Origin of the sequence: Streptomyces cyaneochromogenes (assembly GCF_003963535.1) — a bacterium.
In the GTDB taxonomy this organism is placed as follows: Bacteria; Actinomycetota; Actinomycetes; order Streptomycetales; family Streptomycetaceae; genus Streptomyces; species Streptomyces shaanxiensis.
Map to the genome: position 1 here is coordinate 2,167,911 of NZ_CP034539.1, position 19,341 is coordinate 2,187,251.

General features: G+C 70.8%; 20 protein-coding genes. 11 read left to right on the forward strand and 9 right to left on the reverse strand.

Annotation, left to right across the window (positions count from 1 at the left end; genetic code table 11):
- Positions 1–15 precede the first annotated feature (15 nt).
- The gene (locus tag EJ357_RS09540; RefSeq protein WP_126390545.1) at positions 16–408 is read left to right on the forward strand and encodes a YidH family protein; all 393 of its coding nucleotides are present in this window, start codon (positions 16–18) and stop codon (positions 406–408) included.
- Complete coding sequence (locus tag EJ357_RS09545) at positions 405–734, forward strand: DUF202 domain-containing protein (RefSeq protein ID WP_126390547.1); 330 nt, start codon at positions 405–407, stop codon at positions 732–734. Before EJ357_RS09540 ends, EJ357_RS09545 begins: the two co-directional genes overlap by 4 nt.
- 77 nt (positions 735–811) lie before the next feature.
- On the opposite strand, the gene EJ357_RS09550 is transcribed toward EJ357_RS09545, so the two are convergent.
- Positions 812–1,789 carry an NADP-dependent oxidoreductase gene (locus EJ357_RS09550; protein ID WP_126390548.1) on the reverse strand — a complete coding sequence of 326 codons (978 nt, stop codon included), beginning with the start codon at positions 1,787–1,789 and terminating at the stop codon, positions 812–814.
- A 111-nt stretch (positions 1,790–1,900) separates the two neighbouring features.
- Between EJ357_RS09550 and EJ357_RS09555 the strand changes: the two genes are divergently transcribed.
- The 3 genes from EJ357_RS09555 (at position 1,901) to EJ357_RS09565 (ending at position 4,670) form a co-directional block, all read left to right on the forward strand.
- Entirely contained in the window at positions 1,901–2,197 is a 297-nt protein-coding gene (locus EJ357_RS09555) for a hypothetical protein (protein ID WP_126390550.1), read from the forward strand.
- A gap of 218 nt (positions 2,198–2,415) precedes the next feature.
- Complete coding sequence (locus EJ357_RS09560; protein WP_126390552.1) at positions 2,416–3,450, forward strand: phosphotransferase family protein; 1,035 nt, start codon at positions 2,416–2,418, stop codon at positions 3,448–3,450.
- A 5-nt stretch (positions 3,451–3,455) separates the two neighbouring features.
- Positions 3,456–4,670 (forward strand): acyl-CoA dehydrogenase family protein, encoded by a 1,215-nt coding sequence (locus tag EJ357_RS09565; protein WP_126390554.1) that lies wholly within the window; start codon positions 3,456–3,458, stop codon positions 4,668–4,670.
- Positions 4,671–4,723: 53 nt separating this feature from the next.
- On the opposite strand, the gene EJ357_RS09570 is transcribed toward EJ357_RS09565, so the two are convergent.
- The 3 genes from EJ357_RS09570 to EJ357_RS09580 are packed head-to-tail and all read right to left on the reverse strand — an operon-like array spanning position 4,724 to position 7,794.
- On the reverse strand, positions 4,724–5,317 hold the full coding sequence (locus tag EJ357_RS09570) for a TetR/AcrR family transcriptional regulator (RefSeq protein ID WP_126390556.1): 594 nt from the start codon (positions 5,315–5,317) through the stop codon (positions 4,724–4,726).
- A 39-nt stretch (positions 5,318–5,356) separates the two neighbouring features.
- Positions 5,357–7,024: a class I adenylate-forming enzyme family protein gene (locus tag EJ357_RS09575; protein ID WP_126390558.1), complete on the reverse strand. Its 1,668-nt coding sequence runs from the start codon at positions 7,022–7,024 to the stop codon at positions 5,357–5,359.
- A complete protein-coding gene (locus EJ357_RS09580; RefSeq protein WP_126390560.1) occupies positions 7,021–7,794 on the reverse strand; it encodes an SDR family oxidoreductase in 774 nt (257 codons plus the stop codon). The genes EJ357_RS09575 and EJ357_RS09580 overlap by 4 nt, the downstream gene beginning before the upstream one ends.
- Before the next feature lie 186 nt (positions 7,795–7,980).
- On the opposite strand from EJ357_RS09580, the gene EJ357_RS09585 reads away from it, so the two are divergent.
- Together EJ357_RS09585 and EJ357_RS09590 are read left to right on the forward strand one after the other, a co-directional pair.
- Entirely contained in the window at positions 7,981–9,213 is a 1,233-nt protein-coding gene (locus EJ357_RS09585) for an exo-beta-N-acetylmuramidase NamZ family protein (RefSeq protein WP_126390562.1), read from the forward strand.
- Positions 9,214–9,309: 96 nt separating this feature from the next.
- Positions 9,310–10,638 carry a serine-threonine protein kinase gene (locus tag EJ357_RS09590; protein WP_126390565.1) on the forward strand — a complete coding sequence of 443 codons (1,329 nt, stop codon included), beginning with the start codon at positions 9,310–9,312 and terminating at the stop codon, positions 10,636–10,638.
- Positions 10,639–10,690: 52 nt separating this feature from the next.
- Here the strand turns inward: EJ357_RS09590 and EJ357_RS09595 are convergent, their stop codons facing one another.
- A complete protein-coding gene (locus EJ357_RS09595; protein WP_126390567.1) occupies positions 10,691–13,489 on the reverse strand; it encodes a penicillin acylase family protein in 2,799 nt (932 codons plus the stop codon).
- Positions 13,490–13,720: 231 nt separating this feature from the next.
- Here EJ357_RS09595 and EJ357_RS09605 point away from each other — a divergent pair, with 231 nt between their 5' ends.
- Together EJ357_RS09605 and EJ357_RS09610 are read left to right on the forward strand one after the other, a co-directional pair.
- Entirely contained in the window at positions 13,721–14,326 is a 606-nt protein-coding gene (locus EJ357_RS09605) for a hypothetical protein (protein WP_126390569.1), read from the forward strand.
- Positions 14,327–14,428: 102 nt separating this feature from the next.
- Positions 14,429–15,157 (forward strand): 3-keto-5-aminohexanoate cleavage protein, encoded by a 729-nt coding sequence (locus EJ357_RS09610; RefSeq protein WP_175647348.1) that lies wholly within the window; start codon positions 14,429–14,431, stop codon positions 15,155–15,157.
- Here the strand turns inward: EJ357_RS09610 and EJ357_RS09615 are convergent.
- On the reverse strand, positions 15,103–15,837 hold the full coding sequence (locus EJ357_RS09615) for a hypothetical protein (protein ID WP_126390571.1): 735 nt from the start codon (positions 15,835–15,837) through the stop codon (positions 15,103–15,105). The two genes, EJ357_RS09610 and EJ357_RS09615, sit on opposite strands and share 55 nt — an antisense overlap.
- Before the next feature lie 152 nt (positions 15,838–15,989).
- Between EJ357_RS09615 and EJ357_RS09620 the strand changes: the two genes are divergently transcribed.
- The gene (locus tag EJ357_RS09620; RefSeq protein WP_126390573.1) at positions 15,990–17,057 is read left to right on the forward strand and encodes an RNA ligase (ATP); all 1,068 of its coding nucleotides are present in this window, start codon (positions 15,990–15,992) and stop codon (positions 17,055–17,057) included.
- Between the two features lie 39 nt (positions 17,058–17,096).
- Here EJ357_RS09620 and soxR read toward each other — a convergent pair whose 3' ends face one another.
- Positions 17,097–17,627 carry a redox-sensitive transcriptional activator SoxR gene (gene soxR, locus EJ357_RS09625; protein ID WP_126390575.1) on the reverse strand — a complete coding sequence of 177 codons (531 nt, stop codon included), beginning with the start codon at positions 17,625–17,627 and terminating at the stop codon, positions 17,097–17,099.
- 120 nt (positions 17,628–17,747) lie between these two features.
- On the opposite strand from soxR, the gene EJ357_RS09630 reads away from it, so the two are divergent.
- Positions 17,748–18,209 (forward strand): MaoC family dehydratase, encoded by a 462-nt coding sequence (locus EJ357_RS09630; protein ID WP_126390577.1) that lies wholly within the window; start codon positions 17,748–17,750, stop codon positions 18,207–18,209.
- Positions 18,210–18,222: 13 nt separating this feature from the next.
- Here the strand turns inward: EJ357_RS09630 and EJ357_RS09635 are convergent, their stop codons facing one another.
- Positions 18,223–18,846, reverse strand: coding sequence for a TetR/AcrR family transcriptional regulator (locus EJ357_RS09635; RefSeq protein ID WP_126390579.1), 624 nt, complete (start codon positions 18,844–18,846; stop codon positions 18,223–18,225).
- 115 nt (positions 18,847–18,961) lie between these two features.
- Positions 18,962–19,282, reverse strand: coding sequence for a YiaA/YiaB family inner membrane protein (locus EJ357_RS09640; protein WP_126390581.1), 321 nt, complete (start codon positions 19,280–19,282; stop codon positions 18,962–18,964).
- Between the last annotated feature and the right edge of the window lie 59 nt (positions 19,283–19,341).

The window sequence follows — 19,341 nt, forward strand, 5'->3', positions numbered from 1 at the left end:
GATAGGGTCGTTCATGTGATCGAGTTCGTACGAAACGTCCGGCTGTGGTTCGAACCCCAGCAGATCCGTCAGGAGGGCGGCACCCCCGACTACCGGTTCTCGCTGGCCAACGAGCGCACCTTCCTGGCCTGGCTGCGCACCGCTCTGGCGCTCATCGGCGGCGGGTTCGCGGTGGACCAGTTCCTGCCTGACCTGCGGTGGGGCTGGCGGGTCGGGCTGGCGCTCGCGCTGCTCGCGGCGGGCGCGCTGTGCTCTCTGCGCGCGGTCAACCACTGGGTGCGCTGCGAGAGGGCGATGCGCCGGGGCGCCGACCTGCCGGTGTCGCGGTTCCCGGCGGTGCTGAGCCTGGTGGTCGCGGTCGTGGCCGTCGCCATGGTCGTCGTCGTGCTGGTCGGGTGGGAGGGGTGAGCGCCGGGCCGGTCGCGCAGCCGGTGCGGGATCCGGGGCTGCAGCCCGAGCGGACCCGCCTGGCGTGGCGGCGTACGACACTGTCCGGCACCGTGGCCGCCGTACTCGCCATGCGGACCGCGCTGCACGGCGGGGTCTCGGTCGCCGGGGGCATCGTCTGCGCCCTGTGCTGCGGGCTGTGGCTGGGCTTCCTGGCCCTGGCCCACCGCCGTATCAGCGCCCTCACGGCATCGGGCGAGCCCTCGGCGTTCGCCCCCCGGCAGGCCACGGCCACGGTTCTGGTCACCGTGGCGCTGGCCGTGTGCGGCGTCGCCCTCGTCCTGTGAGGGCCGCGGCCGCCGTCGGACCGTCCTGGAACTCCTGGCCCGCGCCGGCCACCTGAGGCCGGCATCCCCGCGGGCCGCTACTCCGCCCCCTGCCACAGCCCCGCCGGCGCCGCCGCCTCCTCCGTCTCCCAGTCCACCGTCACCACGATCTTGCCCCGGGTCCGCCCCTCCTGGTTGAGCCGGTGGGCGTCGGCCGCCCGCTCCAGCGGGAACGTCTCCGAGACGTGCACGGACACCACGCCCTCCTCCGCCAGCTCCGACAGCCGCAGCAGGTCCGCCGCGTCGGGGCGCACGAAGTAGTAGCGGCCGCCGTAGTCGAAGACGTCCGGGTCGGCGATCGACACCAGTCGGCCCTCGGGGGCGAGGAGATTGGCCGAGTCCTTCAGCGCGTCCCCGCCGACCGTGTCGAACGCCGCGTCCACGCCCTCGGGAGCCAGTGCGCGCACCCGGTCGACCAGGCCGTGGCCGTACTCGACCGGCTCCCCGCCGAGGCCGCGCACGAATTCGTGGTTGTGCCCACTCGCCGTACCGATCACCCGGGCGCCCAGATGACGGGCGAGCTGGACGGCGATCGAGCCCACCCCGCCGGCCGCGGCGTGCACCAGGACGGTCTCGTCACGCCTGACCTGGAGCACCTTGAACAGCACCTGATAGGCGGTCAGCCCCACCAGCGGCAGACCGGCCGCCTCCTCCCAGGTGAGGTTGCGGGGCTTGCGTGCGAGGGTGCGCACGGGCGCCGCGACGTACTCGGCGAAGGTGCCCCGGGAGAGGAAGTCCTCGCGTACGTAGCCGATGACCTCGTCACCGACTCCGAACTCCGTGACGGACACGCCGGGTTGGACGACGACACCGGAGACGTCCCATCCCGGGACCACCGGGAAGGCCGGTTCGAGGAGGCGGTCCATGGAGCCCTCGCGGCACTTCCAGTCGACCGGGTTGACCGCCGCCGCCCGTACCTTGACCAGCACCGAGTCGGGTCCGACCCGGGGGTCGCGCACGTCCCCGTATGCGAGCTCCTCGGGGCCGCCGTAGCGTGAGTAGCTGATGCCCTTCATGGGTCCGACCCTCTGGCCCGGCAGGGCGCCACGCAAGCCGAATGGCCCGATATGCGGCGTTCGCGTGGCAGCCTGTCGACGTCACAACCCGCACCTTCGAAGGTGAGCACCATGACCACCCTGCACGTGGAACACCTCTCCCACACACACGCCCACGGCGCCGACTGCGGGCACACCGCGGTACCGCACGGTGACCACACGGACTACGCGCACGACGGCCATCTGCACCGCGAGCACGCGGGCCACTGGGACGAGTGCGAGACGGAGGGGCACGTCGCACACGAGGGCCACTCCCACCAGCACGGCGCCGACTGCGGGCACGAGAGCGTCCTGCACGGCGACCACGTCGACTACGTCCACGACGGCCACCGGCACGCCGCGCACGACGGCCACTGGGACGACCACTGACCACCGGGCCCACCCGGCCGCACCACCAAGCCGCGCCCACCAGGCCGCACCGACTCGGCGCACTGGCCGAGAAGACACCACGACAGCTCCCCGGCGCTCTGCGCGGGGAGCTGTCGGCCTATGGTGGCCCCGATCACGTTGGGCTCCCCCACTGGACGACATACCGACTGGTCGGCATCATAAGTCAGGTCCCGTTCACGTGCCTTTAGGAGCGCAGTATGAGCACCGACCATCCGCCCGGACTCGACCTCGACCGGCTGCGCGGCCTGCTCGAGCGCGAGCAGCCCGGTCTGGCGCAGGGTCCGCTGACCGGAAGGCTGATCGAGGGCGGACGGTCGAACCTCACCTACATGGTCTCCGACGGCGCCTCGAAGTGGGTCGTACGGCGGCCCCCGCTCGGCCACGTCCTCGCCACCGCGCACGACATGAAGCGCGAGCACCGCGTCATCAGCGCGCTGCACCCGACGAACGTGCCCGTGCCGCGGCCCGTGCTGCTGTGCGAGGACGAGGAGGTGCTCGGGGCGCCGTTCTACGTCATGGAGTTCGTCGAGGGCACCCCGTACCGCACCGCCGACCAGCTCGCCCCGCTCGGCCCGGAGCGCACCCGCGACGCGGTGCTGTCGCTGGTGGACACGCTGGTCGAGCTGCACGCCGTGGATCCCGCGTCGGTGGGCCTGGACGACTTCGGCCGCCCCGAGGGCTTCCTGGACCGGCAACTGCGCCGCTGGGGCAAGCAGCTGGACGCCTCCCGCAACCGTGAGCTGGCCGGCATCGACGAGTTGCACGCGACCCTCGGACGGCGGCTGCCCGCCTCCCCCGCGCCGGCCGTCGTGCACGGCGACTACCGGCTCGACAACGTCCTGATCGGTGCGGACGACCAGATCAAGGCGATCCTCGACTGGGAGATGTCGACCCTCGGCGACCCGCTGACCGACCTGGGCCTGCTGGTGATGTACAGCATGCCGCTGGGCATGGCGGACTCCCCCGTCTCCACGACCGCCGAGGCCCCCGGGCACCCGGACCCGGCCGAGCTGATCGAGCGGTACGCCGCGCGCTCGGGGCGCGACGTCTCCGCTGTCTCCTGGTACACGGCGTTCGCCTGGTTCAAGCTCGCCGTGATCCTGGAGGGCATCCACTACCGCTACACGCTGGGCCAGACGGTCGGCCGCGGCTTCGACCGCATCGGCGACCTGGTGCCGGTCTTCATCGAGCACGGCCTGACCACTCTTCAAGACGGCATCCAGGAAGGCTGACGGACATGGACTTCGCGTTCGACGCACGCACCGAGGAGCTGCGCGGCAAGCTGCTCGCCTTCATGGACGAGTACGTCTATCCGGCCGAGGCGGTGGCCGAGGAGCAGCGGGCCGCGCTGGCGTCCCCGTGGGACACGCCGGCCGTGGTCGGGGAGCTGAAGGCGCAGGCGCGCAGGCAGGGCCTGTGGAACCTCTTCCTCCCCGACGCCGAGCACGGCGCCGGACTCACCAACCTCCAGTACGCCCCGCTCGCCGAGATCACCGGCCGCTCCCCGCACCTGGCACCGACGGCCACGAACTGCGCGGCGCCCGACACCGGGAACATGGAGGTGCTGGCGCAGTTCGCCGACGACCAGCAGAAGAAGCAGTGGCTGGAACCGCTGCTGGCCGGTGAGATCCGCTCGGCGTTCGCCATGACCGAGCCGGACGTGGCCTCCTCGGACGCCACCAACATCACCACGCACATCGAGCGGGACGGCGACGAGTACGTCATCACGGGCCGCAAGTGGTACATCTCCGGTGCGATGAACCCGGACTGCAAGATCTTCATCGTGATGGGCAAGACGGACCCGGACGGCGAGGACATCCGCCGTCAGCAGTCCATGGTGCTGGTGCCCCGCGACACCCCGGGTGTCACGGTCAAGCGCGCGATGCAGGTGTTCGGCTACGAGGACCACTCCCACGGCGGCCACGCCGAGGTGATCTTCGACCACGCGCGCGTGCCGGTGTCCAACCTGATCGGCGAGGAGGGGGGCGGCTTCGCCATCGCCCAGGCCCGGCTCGGCCCCGGCCGGATCCACCACTGCATGCGGCTGATCGGCATGGCCGAGCGGGCGATCGAGCTGATGTGCCGACGGGCGGCGTCCCGTACGGCGTTCGGCAAGGCGCTGGCCCAGCAGGGCGTGGTGCACAACTGGATCGCCGACGCGCGCGTGACCGTCGAGCAGCTGCGGCTGCTGGTGCTGAAGACGGCCTGGCTGATGGACACCGTCGGCAACAAGGGCGCCCACACCGAGATCCAGGCCATCAAGATCGCCACGCCGCGTGCGGTCGTCGACATCATCGACCGGGCGATCCAGCTGCACGGCGCGGGCGGCGTCAGCCAGGACTTCCCGCTGGCGGAGCTGTACGCCAGTGCGCGGACGCTGATGATCGCCGACGGGCCGGACGAGGTGCACCAGCGGTCGCTGGCGCGGCGGGAGTTGAAGAAGTACCTGTAACCGGACGTGTGTAAGGGGCGGCCGCCTTTGCGGCCGCCCCTTACACGTGGGTCTCAGGGACGCAGTGCGCGCAGCAGCAGGTCGGCAAGGTGGTCGGCGACCTCCTGCGGGCTCATCGGGCCGTCGGGCCGGTACCAGGTCGACAGGTGGTGGACGGAGCCGAAGTGGTAGTCCACCACCAGGTCGGCCGGGGTCGCCTTCGAGAAGACGCCCGACTCCTGGCCCTCCTCGACGAGCGCACGGAAGCGTTCGTGGTAGCGCCGACGCTCGGCGCGCACCTGCTTGTTCTTCTCCGGGCTCAGGTGGTGCATCGAGCGGAAGAAGATCATCGCGTCGTCGAGGTTGTCGATGGTCGTGACGACGACGTCGGCGGCCGCGCCTCTGAGTCTCTTCTCGATGGGTTCGTCGGCGTCCGCGAACGCGTCGAGCCGCTCCTGCTGGACGCGCAGCACGCGCGCGTACACCTCGTGCAGGAGGTCGTCCTTGGAGCCGAAGTAGTGGTACAGCGCCCCCTTGGTGACGCCGGCCGCCTCCACGATCTCCTGCACCGAGGTGCGGTCGTAGCCCCGCTCGGCGAAGAGCCGGGTGGCGGCGGCGAGCAGCCGCTGCGGGACGGGCGTACCGTCACCGTCCATCGTCCTGGCCACTGTGCCGCCACCTGCCCTTCCGAGATGTCTGCCTGCTGTCTAGCCGTTGTCCACTCGGGAACGAAGTTCCCGCCGGAGGATCTTCCCACTAGCCGTCTTGGGCAAGTCGGGCAGGATCTCCACCTGCCGGGGATATTTGTAGGCCGCCAGTCTCTCCTTGCAGTACGCGGCGAGTGCGTCGGGGTCCGTTTCCGCACCCGGACGGAGGCTGATGTACGCCTTGACGGTCTCCCCGCGGTACCCGTCGGGCACCCCTACGACGGCCGCCTCGCGCACCGCCGGGTGGGTGTAGAGCACGTCCTCGACCTCGCGCGGCCACACCTTGAACCCGGACGCGTTGATCATGTCCTTCTTGCGGTCGACGACGTACAGCCAGCCCTCGGCGTCCATGAAGCCGATGTCGCCGGTGTGCAGCTCGCCGTCGGGGAAGGTCTCGGCGGTGGCCTCGGGGCGGCGCCAGTATCCGGGGACGACCTGCGGCCCTCGTACGAGGATCTCCCCCTGCTCGCCGAACGGCACCTCCTGCCCCAGGTCGTCGACGATCCGTACGACCGTCTCGGGCCCCGGCAGACCCACCGCGAGCGTCCCGGAGACCGGGTCGACGGGGGCCTCCAGGCCGGGCGGGACGGAGGCGCAGGGGGCGGTGCACTCGGTGAGGCCGTAGCCGTTGCGGATGTACGGCCCGAAGCCGGCCCGGAACTTCTCCACCAGGGCGGGCGGCAGCGGCGCGCCGCCGGAGGAGATCATCCGGAAGGAGGCGAAGTGGTCGCGGGTGACGCCCGGGTGGGCGGCCAGCGCCATGAAGGCGGTCGAGGGGCCGACGGTGTAGTGCGGCCCGTGCTCGGCGAACGCGTCGAGCACGACACCCGCCTCGAAGCGGTACGCCAGCACGAGCACGCCCGCGCTGTTGAGGCAGGCGGCGAGCTGGGCGACCATCCCGGTGATGTGGAACAGCGGCGCCATCGCGAAGTAGACGGGCGGGTCGGGCAGGTCCAGTCCGGTCCGCTGCCGCTCGGCGTTGTACATGATGTTGCCGTGCGTGTTGGTGGCTCCCTTGGGCGTGCCGCTGGTGCCCGAGGTGTAGCTGATCAGCGCGATGTCGGACGGACCGAGGTCGCGCCCCTGCGGCGCCTTGTGGCCGGCGCGGGCCACGCTCGTCAGGTCGTCGGTGTCGTCGGCCTGCGCGAGCCGCTCGAACGACAGCACGCGCGCGTCGTTGCGAGTCTGGAAATCCAACTCGCACCCGGTGAGCACGATCCGCACCGGCGAGTCGGCCGCTGTCTCGCGCAGATACGACTCCCAGGCCCGGTCGGAACAGATCAGCGCGGCCACGTCACCGTCCCGCAGGACGTGGGCGACCTCCCCCGACTTGTACATCGGGTTGACGGGCACGACGACCGCCCCCGCCTTCCAGGCACCCAGCAGGGCGAGCACGAAGTGCGGGGAGTTCTGCAGCAGGATCGCCACGCGGTCGCCGCGCTCCAGACCGCGGGCGGCCAGGTGCCCGGCGACCGAGTCGCTGAGCTCGTCGACCTCGCGGTAGGTCAGTCGGCCGTCGAAGTAGGCGAGGAAGACGCGCTCGGGGGTGTCGACGGCGGCCCGGCGCAGGGCGTGCGCCGGTGAGTCGTCCGGCGTTATCGGCGCACGCTGGGCGTCGGTGAGCAGGGCGAGCCAGGGCTTGGCGGAGTAGCGGGAGGGTTCGGTCACCGGCTCGCCTCCCACTTCTGCTGGAGGTGGTTCATGTTGCTCAGCCAGCGGTCGGGCTCGGCGGCCCGCGCCTGGTAGTACCCGGCGACCTCGGGGTGCGGCAGGATCAGGAACCGGTCCTCCTCCATGCCCTTGAACAGGGCGGCCGCGACATCCTCCGGCGCGATGGCGGTCGGCTTGAGCACCAGGTCACCGGCGGTTCCGGTGGCGGCGAGCATGTCGGTACGGACACCCTGCGGGCAGATGGCGTGCACCTTGATCCCTCGGTGCCGGTACGTCAGCGACAGGTACTCGGCGAAGGCGTACGCGCCGTGCTTGGTGACGGCGTAGGGCGCGGCCCCGATCATGGTGAGCAGCCCGGCGGCGGAGACGGTGGAGACGAACCGCCCGCTGCCGCGCTCCAGCCACTCCGGGAGCAACTCGCCCGCGGCACGCACATGGGCCATGACGTTGACGTCCCAGGACAGCGCCCAGGCCTTGCCGTCGGCGAGGTCCGCCACATCGGGCCCACCGAAGGCGACACCGGCGTTGGCGCAGTAGACGTCGACGGTGCCGCCGAGGGCCGCACGGGCGTCAGCGACGATCGCGGAGGCGTCCCCGGGGACCGCGGTGCCCCCGATCTCGTCGGCGACCGCCTGAGCCTTGTCGGCATCCAAGTCGTTGACGACGACCCGAGCCCCTTCGGCGGCGAAGCGGCGGGCAAGGGCAGCTCCGATACCGCCCCCGGCCCCCGTGACGACTACCCCAGCACCCTGCACGGCGTCCACCATTGGTCTCCTTCGACTGCGGCTCGACAAGACATCAGACTAACCGGTCGGTATGTTGCTGGGAAGGGCGACCGCCACGCCACCAGGGACGCGGGACTGCACCTACCTGCGGCTCCGCCGCGTGGGCGCGACAAGCCACGATTCACCCGCATCTTCCCCGCAACCTGCGAGAGCAATACCGTGCCCCCCATGCGCCTATCCAGACGAGCTCTCCTCGCGGCGACAACGGCAGCAGCAGCCGTACCTTCGGCAGCATCGGCGTCCGAGCGCCACACGCAATTGCGCACCGGCTTCGAGCGGCTCGCAGCCGACGGTTACTCGGTCCTCGAAGGCCAGAAGGTCGGAATCGTCACCAACCCCACCGGCGTGACCCGAGACGTCCGCCACATCGTAGACGTCATGCACGCCGACGAAAGGGTGAACCTGGGGGCCGTCTTCGGCCCCGAACACGGCTTCCGCGGCACCGCCCAGGCCGGCGGCTCCGAAGGCCGCTACGACGACCCGGCGACCGGCCTCCCGGTCTACGACACGTACCTCAAGAGCGGCCGTCCCCTCGCCGACATCTTCACCGCCTCCGGCGTCGACACGGTGGTCTTCGACATCCAGGACGTGGGCGCCCGCTTCTACACCTACATCTGGACGCTCTACGACTGCATGGAGGCGGCCCAACTGGCGGGCAGACGCCTCGTGGTCCTGGACCGCCCGAACCCGGTGACCGGACGAGCGGCGCAGGGCCCGGTGCTCCACAAGGAGTTCGCGACCTTCGTGGGCCGACAGCCCGTCTCCCAGGCGCACGGCATGACGGTCGCCGAGCTGGCCCGACTGTTCAACGAGGAGTTCCTCACCACCCCGGTCCCCCTGGAGACCGTATGGATGACGGGCTGGCGGCGGTCCGACTTCTTCGACGCCTCGGGCCTGCCCTGGGTGCCGCCGAGCCCGAACATGCCGACCCCGGACACGGCCCTCGTGTACTCCGGGACCTGTCTCTTCGAGGGCACGAACCTCTCGGAGGGACGCGGCACCACCCGCCCCTTCGAACTGCTGGGCGCGGAGGGCATCGACGGACGCTGGGCGGCGACGGCCAACGAACTCGGCCTTCCCGGCGTGCGCTTCAGGGAGGCGTACTTCGCGCCCACGTTCTCCAAGTTCCAGGGCAAGACCATCGGCGGTGTGCAACTCCACGTCCACGACCGCGCCGCGTACGACCCCGTCCGCACCGGAATCGCCCTGCTGGTGACCGCCAAGAAGGTCTGGAGCGGCTTCGCCTGGCGCGCCGACAACTGGATCGACAAGCTCACCGGTTCCACCCGGGTACGGACGATGATCGACGCCGGCGCGAGTGCCGACGAGGTGGTGGCGGGCTGGCAGCAGGAGCTGGCGGCGTTCCGGCGGATGCGCAAGGAGTACCTGCTGTACAAATGAGCGCCCCACTGATGGGTGACGACGTATGGCCTTTCCCGCCCGCCGGCAGGACGATGCGCCCGTATCGCACCACTTCGGGGGACGAGGGGGCCTGTCATGGCGGATCCGGCAGTGAGCGTGACTCCCTACTGGGAGCTGACCTTCGACGCGGACGGGGATCCGGACGCCCGCCGACGGGACCGGCTGCTGGACGGCGTGACGCGCAAGGGCGTGCGCGATCTGATCGTCTTCGCGCACGGCTGGAACAACGACCGCTCGGGCGCGACCCGGCTCTACGACGGCTTCTTCGCGCCGATCCCGCGGCTCGTCCCCACGGCGAAGATCGGGTACGTGGGCGTGGTCTGGCCGTCGATGCGGTTCTCCGACGAGCCGATCCCTGACTTCCCGCGGGCGTTGGCGGCCGAGATGCCCCGTCGGCCGGCGCTCGACAAGGACACGCGGCACGCGCTGCTGGAGACGTTCCCGGGGCGGGCGACCGTGATCGACCAGATCGCGCGGATGCTGGACCAGCAGCCGCGCGAGGAGGCCGAGTTGGAGGAGTTCGGGCGGCTGGTGCGGATGCTGGTGGACGTCGTGCCGCCCGGTCCGCAGGCGCTGTTCGCGGCGGACACGCTGTGCGAGGGGGTGCCGCAGGACTCGCCGGACATGCTCTCGGGATCCGTCGCGGCCGCGTGCAAGGAGTTCGCGCAGGCGCTGACGTTGCTGGAGTCGCCCGACGGGGCGCCGGACGGCGCGGCCTCCTTCTCGTTGCCGAACCCGTGGGAGGGTGCGCACGAACTGCTGCGGCAGGCGACGTACTACGCCATGAAGCGGCGCGCGGGGACAGTCGGTGAGCGCGGGCTGGGCCGGGTGATCGGGCAACTGGCCGCGCGGGAGCCCGAGGTGCGGGTGCATCTCGTGGGGCACAGCTTCGGCGCGCGGCTGGTGTCGTTCGCACTGCGCGGGCTGCCGAAGGGGGTGCGCACGGTGAAGTCCGTGACGCTGCTCCAGGGCGCCTTCTCGCACTACGCGTTCGCGTCGCGGCTGCCGCACGACGCCCGTGCGGGCGGGGTCCTGGAAGGCCAGCACAAGCGTATCGACGGGCCGCTGGTGTGCTGCTACTCGCGGCACGACTCGGCCCTGTCCACGATGTACCCGCTGGCCTCCCGCATGGCGGGGGACGCGCGCGGGGTCGCGGCCCAGGGGATCGGCCGGATGCTGGGCGACAAGTGGGGTGCGCTGGGGCACGACGGGGTGCAGGCGGTGCCGGGGACGAAGTCTCTGAAGCTGGCCGACGCGCTGGAGGGGAAGCTGCCCACCTCGGGGTGCGTGAACATCGACGCGGCGGCGGTCGTCAGGCGTGGCGGGGCACCGGCGGGAGCGCACAGCGACATCGTGCACCGGGAGCTGGCGCAGGTGGTGCTGGCGGCGGGCCGCGTCAAGTGACCCGCCGCCGGCAACCCGTCCCCGTTGGGACGTGATCACCGGTGTGACGTGATCACCGGTGTGAAGTGAACTCCACGACCTGCTGATACGTCGGCCGGTTCTGCCAGCTGATCCTGCCGTGCTTGATGCCGCCCAGGGTGCGCTGGACGATCGAGTCTGCGCACCACTGGTCGCCCGCCGAGCACTGGTCGTCGCCCGGGTAGACCTGGGCGGCGGTCTTGCCGGCCGCCTCCTTCAGGGTGCTGATGAGGATGTCCCGGCAGGCGCTGAGGCTGCCCCCGCCGCAGTACTTCCGGTCGAGCGGACCCTGGACCGGCTCACCGAGCACGGCCCGGATGTCCTTGTCGACATAGCTCCACCAGCCGTACTGGAAGGAGCTTCCGGCGTGCGAGCCGGTCGGGCCGTGCCCGGCCGACGGGGACTCGTCGATGGGCAGGTTGTTCGTCATCGCGGCGTACAGCTCGCTGCCGAGGCCCGGCTCGAACTCCGCCTTCACCAGCAGCGGCCACCACGCGTCCAGGATGCGGATCGCGTCGGCGTCGGCGTACTTCTTCGAACCCGCGGACGTCTCGGTGCGCTTGCCGCCCGCCGACAGCCACGTCTGGAGTTTGCTCACGGCCGCCGCGGCCGCCGAGTCGGTCACCGTGGAGCTGGTGACGACCTTGAGCAGGTCCGGCAGTACGTCCTCGGCCCGCAGGTCGGCCAGGCCCGCGTCGGCCATCGCCTTCACCAGCGAGGCTCGGGTCACGCCGCCCGCGTCGACCAGTTCCCTGACCCGGTTCTCCAGCAGGTTGCCGCGGTGGACCGAGCCGTCGCCCCAGGGAGCGGTCGTGTAGTCCTTGGCCTGCTTGTTGTTCCAGGAGATGTAGTAGTCCTGGTCGAGGGAGTTGGGGTGCGCCGAGGCAGGCGTGTACTGGGCCGTGTTGGTCGCCGGGTCCCACCCCCGCCACTCGTACGCCGACTGCGCCCACACCGGGAACTCCGCGTCGACGCCGGTCGCCCGGACCGGGTTGTCGCCGCTGTTGTAGTAGGCGGTGTGCTCGGAGTCGGCGTAGAACCAGTTGAACGTGTAGTTGATGTGCCGCGCCGCCTCCTGGAAGTCCTCGGGGCCCTTGACGTAGTCCGGGTCGTTCAGCATCTGGAAGCCGATGATCGAGTCGGCCTCGTGCAGGTAGGACGAGCGCAGGGTCGTGTAGGCGACCTTCTTGCCGCCGACGGTCGCGCGGTGCGTGACGGGTCCGTACTTCGTGCGCCAGACCCGCATCGTGTACGAGCCCTCGGGGGTGCTGTCGGCGGTCGTCGGTTTCCAGGCGTTCTTCTGCTCGACCTTCTCCATCGCGGTGCAGGTGCCGCGGTAGAGGTAGTGGTGGTCGTCCTGGCACAGCTCGACGGCGTAGGTGTCGATGATGTCCTGGCCGGAGGTGGTGGCGCTCCACGAGTAGTCCTGGCCGCGGCCGAGCTCGACGTACATGCTCAGGCCGGCGAAGGAGGCGCCGCGTGCGCTGATGCCCGGGCCCTGGATCTCCTGGAGCAGGAGCAACTGGGGCGCGAAGTAGCCGGTCTGCGGGCCGAAGACGGCGACCGGGTGGCCGCTCGCGGTGTGCTCGCCGCTCACCACGAGGGCGTTGGACATGCCCCGCCTGGCCGAGGTCATGGCGGTCGCGGCGGCCGTGGTGGAGGCGCTGGTCGCGGCTGTGCCGGCCGCGCTGCCCGTACGGTCGTACACGAGCTGCTCCTCGGTCACCGATCCGGCGTCGGGCAGGGCCTCGCCCTGCGGGTCGGCGGGCTTGGTGGCGTACGGGAAGCTCTTGTCGTGGACGGTGACGACCGCCTCGGGGTCGTTGCGCTCGCGGAACGACTCCCACAGCTTCGTGCCCTCGGCCACGCCGTACTTCTCCTGGGCGGCCAGCAGGGAGATCGCGTTGTTGACCTCGCCGCCGCCTCCGGAGCCGAACAGGGCGCCGATGACGGAGCCCAGCGCGACCAGGTCGGTGATCTTGAAGTGCTCGATGGTGCCGGCGTTGGTGACGGAGTCCTTGTGGCCGGTCAGGACGTACTCGCCGGGGAAGTAGCGGCCGCTGTCGGAGGCGTCGATGTAGGCGTTGATGCCGTCGAGGTAGGCCTTGGCGTCGGCGAGGGCCAGCTGTCCGCGTTCGCCGTTGGTGGCGACGGCGTTGTCGATCTGGGCCTGCAGATCGGCTTCGGTGTAGGGCGCGTGGCGCCAGAACTGCTGCTCCAGGCCCTGGTTGGAGACCGCGCCGCCCGCGAAGGAGGTCAGCCGGCCGCGTCCGACGTGCCGGAAGACGTCCATCAGCCACAGCCGGTCCTGGGCGGCCGCATAGCCGGCGCCGAACTCCGTGCCGTATCTGGTGGTACCGGTGATGTGCGGCACACCCGTCTTCTTGTCGCGGACGATCGTCACGTCGCCGCGCCCGGCGGGATTGACGGTGGAGGCGACTTGGTCGGAGGGGACACCGAACGAGGCATCGTTGAAGAAGGAGTTGATCGTCGCGTTGGTGAGGCCGGAGTAGCCCTTGGCCAGGTTGGCGTACGGGCCCAACTGGTCCGAGGCATGCTCGGGCATGGCTCCGAAGGCCTGGTTGAGCAGGATCTGGGCGAGGGTGGCGTTGCCGTTCTGCCCCGGCGGCAGGATGTCGGAGCACTGCTTGCCGCAGTGGTCGTTCGCGGCCGTCGCCTCCGCCGCCGCTGCCTCGGGCGTGCCCACCGCTTGGGAAAGAGGTGACAAAAGACCGGCAATCAGCGCGCATACGGATGCCGTCTTCAGGAACCCGGGGAATCTGCCGGGAGTTCTCAGTCTGGACAGGGCGTTACGGGGGATACGCCGTGGCATGGCAGCTCCTACCGACGAGGGGGGGCCGGGACGTTACCGGCGGTATCCCCGGGATTGAAGATGAACATGCGTCACTTTTTGGAGTCACCAGGACTCGCTATGGAGGTCATCGGAAATCGGATGGAGCCGAATCGCTTGTCGATACGTCTATTCGTCAACGTCGCGCGAAGTCCGTGCGGCGACGCCGAAGTGACCGAAGTACAGGTGCAGATGTGACGGAGGTGCAGGGCGATGGCCGGTTTCCGGAGTCTGGCGAGACAGGTGCGAGATACGCGGTGCGATCTGGCGCTGCGGCGCTACTCGCTGCGTAAGTGCCTGGAGCGGTTCGCTCCTTACGGGCACAGGGCGACCTGGGACCACTTGTGCTCCCGGGCGGGATTCGGTCCGGAGGACCGCTCCCCCGATCCTGCGCGGCTCGTGGCCGCGTTGGACGAGCTGGAAGAGGCGCGTTCGGTCTGGCTGGCCTATGAGGTCGAGTTCGCCGAGCGGCGCAAGAAGGAAAAGCACGACGGACTGCGCAGGCCGGGCAGCGTGGACGACTGGCACCGGCTGACCTGGGGCGGTTTCGGAGTCGCCTGGTGCGACAACCCCCGGGTCCACCCGCACGAACCGCTGGCCGAGGTGCTGCGCCGACTGATCTCCGCGCTGGAGCGCGATCCGGGCTCGGAGTGCCCGGTGTGCGGCGGGGAGCGGCTGATCTGGATGTACGACCTGGCCCATGAACCGTCGTCGGGCCCGGTCTGCACGGACTGCGGAATCGTGGTGCCGCGTCCGATTCTCACGCCGGAAGCGCTCGCGGCATCGCGGCGCGAACGGCGGCTGCTCATGTCCGCCTAGTACGACGGGGGTGCGCCGGGGATGCCGCACCCCCTCTTGTATGCGTAGGGTTCCCCGCTTTCTCCGCCCGCCGTTGTCAGTGGTGACTGGCACCATCGAGACATGATCCAGGTGTGTCTCAACGGGCCCCGAGGGGCCGGTGACGGTGCCGCGGTGCCGCTCTCGCCGGAGGCGCTGGCCGACTCCGCGGCCGAGGCGGTCGCGGCCGGAGCCACGGACATCCATGTCCACGCCAAGACTCCCTGCGGACAGGACAGTCTGTCGCCGCGCGTGCTCGCGCCCACGCTGGAGGCGATACGGGCCCGGGTGTCGGTGCCGGTCGGGGTGACGACGGGCGCCTGGGCGGAACCCGACCCTGTGGCCCGGGTGCAGCATGTCCGGAGCTGGACGGTGCTGCCGGACCACGCCTCGGTCAACTGGCACGAGGAGGGTGCCGAGGCCGTGGCCGCGGCGCTGATCGAGCGGAACATCGGCGTGGAGGCCGGCATCTGGTCCGGCACGGACGGGGCGGCGCGGTTCGCCGCCTCACCGCTGGGGCCGAGGGTGCTGCGGGTGCTGGTGGAGGTGACGGACCCCTCCGCGGAGACGGCCGAGGAGAGCGCGCGTGCGCTGCTCGCCGACCTGGGCTCGACGTTCGACCGCCCCGTGCTGCTGCACGGGGAGGACGGCGGGGCGTGGCCGGTGCTGAGGCTGGCGGGGCGGCTGGGGCTGGCGACGCGCATCGGCCTGGAGGACACGCTGGTCCTGCCGGACGGGGAACGGGCCGTGTCCAACGCTCAGTTGGTGGCCGAGGGCCTGGTCCAGTACGGGTGGGCCCAGCGCTCGTCGTAGGGCAGCGCGAGGAGTTCGGCGCGGATCGCGAGGTCGGGCTCGCCCTGGGCGCGGAGGCGGGCGGGGGCGTGTGCGGTCAGCCAGGACTGGAGTTCGGCGACGACGGGGGCCTCGTCGTCGTGATCCCACCAGCGCAACGGCGCGGCGTCGGAGTCCAGGTCGTACAGCCACGTCGCCGCGCAGCTCGCGAGGTGGGCGTCGGCGACAGGACCGCTGCCCCAACGGTCGAGCAGCGGCGTCATGGTTCCGAGGATCATCGCGCAGGTCTCGAACACATCGGCCACGGGGTACGGCGGCTCGGACGCCGTGAGAACGTCCTGCCACCAGGCGTACACGAACGCCTCGACGGCGGCCGCCTGCTCGGCGGGCCAGGCGCGCCAGTCGACCCGGCTCCACCCGTGGTGTCCCCAGCCGACGCCGTCCAGTGTGCCCTCGGCCATCGCATGCGCGGCCTGCGGCAGAAGCCGCCGCATCACGGCGGCGTGGTCCTCGAAGTGGCCGGGGACCTTGAAGACGAACCTGCCGACCAGACCGGCGGGCACGCGCGTGTACGGCGTGCGCAGATACGCCGTCTCCTCCGGGAGAAAGCACCGCTCACAGCCGGTCTCGGAGGGGCTGGCGAAGCCGTTGAAGACGGTGTCGATGTCCGCGAGGGCGGCGTCGAGGGAGGGCGAGGACATGGAGGGTCGTCCCGTCAGGACTCCGTGCGCGGCGGCGGGCCGCCGGCCGAAGATCGCGACGATACCAGCCGCTAATCCGCTCGCTCCAGCCCTTTCCCGTCCGGACAGTTGGGGGCGATGAAACCCGGCCCGAGTCCCTGAAGGAGCCCCTCATGTCGACGCTGCGCGTCACCGCCGAAGTGCTGACCGTCCACGAGCATCCGAACGCCGACGCCCTCGAACTGGCCCAGGTGGGCCTGTACCGGGCCGTCGTCGCCAAGGGCGCGTACCGCAGCGGTGAGGCCGCCGTGTACATCCCCGAACAGTCCGTGCTGCCGGCCGGGCTGATCGAGGAGCTGGGGCTGACCGGGCGGCTCGCGGGGAGCAGGTCCGACCGGGTCAAGGCGGTGCGGCTGCGGGGCGAGCTGTCGCAGGGGATCGTGTGCCGTCCGAAGGCGCTGGCCGACGTGGATCTGGAGCGGGCGGCCGTGGAGGGCACCGACTTCACCGAGGCGCTCGGGATCACCAAATGGGTGCCGCCGATCCCGCCCACGATGTCCGGTGACGTGGAGTCGGCGCCGGATCTGCTGCCGTGGGTCGACATCGAGAACATCCAGCGCTACCCCGACATCTTCGCTCCGGGTGAGCCGGTGGTGCTGACCGAGAAGCTGCACGGGTCGGCGTGCCTGCTGACGTATGTCGCCGACGAGGAGCGGGTGTACGTGTCCTCCAAGGGCTTCGGCGCGAAGTCGCTGGCGCTGAAGGAGGAGCCGCGGAACCTGTACTGGCGCGCGGTGCGGGGGCACGGTGTCGCCGAGGCGGCGGCCCGGATCGCCGAGCGGCTCGGGGCTCGGCGGGTCGGGATCTTCGGGGAGGTGTTCGGGGCGGGCGTGCAGGACCTGAACTACGGGGCCGACGGGCGCCGGGAGACGTTGGGGTACGCCGCTTTCGACGTGTCTGCCGACATCGACGGGCAGGTGCGGTGGCTGGACGCGGCCGAGGTGCTGGAAGGCGAACTGCCCCTGGTGCCGCGCCTGTTCGAGGGGGCGTTCGACATCGAGCGGGTGCTGGAGGTCGCCACGGGGCGGGAGACGGTCTCGGGGCGGGGGCTGCATCTGCGCGAGGGCGTGGTGATACGGCCGGCTGCCGAGCGGTACAGCGCGGTCACCGGCGGGCGGGCGATCGCGAAGGCGGTGAGTCCGGCCTATCTGACGCGCAAGGGCGGGACCGAGTACGAGTGACGTGGTGCCGCTGGGCCGGTAGAGCTTCCCAGCGGCTGCTCACCCACGGCCGTCCCCGGCCTCCTGTCCCTGCCCGCCGGCCCTCTCGGCGCCGTTCCCCTTCCGGCGCCCCCTCCCTTGTTCCACCATCAGTCGGGAACCCGCGTGGCGCTGGCCGAAGGCGTCGTCCGGGTTGGAGAGGACGCAGGTCTCGAGCGACAGGCAGCCGCAGCCGATGCAGTCGGTCAGGTGGTCGCGGAGGCGGTTGAGCTGCTTGATGCGCTCCTCCAGCTCCGAGCGCCAGGCCTCCGAGAGGCGTGCCCAGTCCTCGTGGGTGGGGGTGCGCTCCTCGGGGAGTTCGGCGAGGGCCTCGCGGATCGTGGCCAGGGGGATGCCCACGCGTTGCGCGGCCCGGACGAAGGCCACCCGGCGCAGGGTGTCACGGGTGTAGCGGCGCTGGTTGCCGGACGTACGACGGCTGCTGATCAAGCCCTTGGACTCGTAGAAGTGCAGGGCGGAGACGGCGGCGCCGCTGCGGGCGGCGACCTGGCCGACCGTGAGTTCGTGGATCTTCTCGGGGATCTGGGGCACGTCCCCCAACCTACCTATCGCGACTCGGCCCCGGACCGTTGACAGAGCCTTCCCGGCCTAGCATGCTAAGCAGTCGCTTAGGCATGAGGCTTGGACATACGCGACGCGAGAGGCCTGGACATGGCAGAGCCGAGGATCTTCACCTCCGCCGACGACCTGAAGGCGGCGGTGGGAGAGCAGCTGGGGTACACCGACTGGCTGGAGGTCGACCAGAAGCGGATCGATCTGTTCGCGGAGGCCACCGGCGATCACCAGTGGATCCACATCGATCCCGAGAAGGCCGCCGCGGGCCCCTTCGGGACCACGATCGCCCACGGCTACCTCACGCTGTCGCTGCTTCCGCTCTTCGGACCCCAGCTCATCGCGGTCGAAGGCGTGAAGATGGGCGTCAACTACGGGACGAACAAGGTTCGCTTCCCCGCCCCCGTACCGGTCGGCTCGCGGCTGCGCGCCACCGCCACCATCACCGGCGTCGAGGACGTGACCGGCGGCATCCAGGTCACCGTCGCCTTCGCCGTGGAACGCGAGGGCGGGGACAAGCCCGTGTGCGTCGCCGAGTCGGTGTCCCGCTACTACCTCTGAGCCGGGCAGTGGGCTACTTCGCCCCCACCATCCGCAGCACGAGGTCGGCGTCCAGCGCGCCGACCTCGTCGGGCGTCCAGGGGCCGTCGACGTTGAACCAGCGGGCCACGTCGATGCAGAGCGACATGACGGCGAGGGTCGTGCCCTTCACGTCCAGCACGTCGAAGTCACCGGCCGCCACACCGTCCTCGATGATCCCGCGCACCTCGGCGTCGCACTGCCGGCGCAGGGCGAGGATCTCGGCGCGGGCGTCCGGGCCGAGCGAGTCCAGCTCGTACTGCACGACGCGCGCGGTCGTACGCCCCCCGGCGTGCCAGCGGACGAAGGAGCTCACCGCGTCGGCGAGCCGCTCGGCCGGGGTGCCCTCGCGGCGGGCCGCGGTCCGCAGGATGTCGAGGGCCTTGGCGTGGCCGATGCTGCTGATGCGGTGGAGGAGCTCTTCCTTGGTCTTGTAGTGGATGTAGAGCGCGGCCGGGCTCATGCCGGCGCGGCCCGCGATGTCACGGGTCGTCGTGGCGTGGTAGCCGCGCTCGGCGAAGGCCTCCACGGCGGCGACCAGCAGCCGCCGGGCCGCGTCGGGCGTGACCTCACCCCACGCCGACGTCTCGCCGCCGGCCGTCTCCTCCGCCGTACTCATCGCTCACTCGCCCCTCTCGCCCGCCCGTCACCCACCACCGCCCTAACGGAGGCCCTTCGGGCCACACCTTTTCATCGGGCGAGCCCCCACCATACCGCCGATGCTGAGCGAGCGCTTAGTGAGTCCGGTCGGAGGCGGCCGTACGAGGTGAGGCCTTCTCGTAGGGGTCGTGGTCGGCGAGCAGCTTCTCCAGCCGCGCCTGGTCGACCCGGCTGACGATCTGCCCGGCCTCCTGGCGGTCCCGGATGACCTTGGCGAGGGTGAACGCGGAGGTCACCAGGTAGAGGACGGCGATCGCGAGGAAGCCGCGCACCCAGGCGTTGGCGTTCAGCTGGTAGATGCCGATGGCGGTGGCGGCCATGGCGACCGCGAAGGAGGCCACGGCCTGCCCGTAGAACGCCGCCGTGCTCTGCTGCTTGACCGGTGTGTCACTCATGGGGAACAGGGTCGGCGACGGTGGCGCCGGCCACATCCGCCGAAGTACTCAGACGCGTA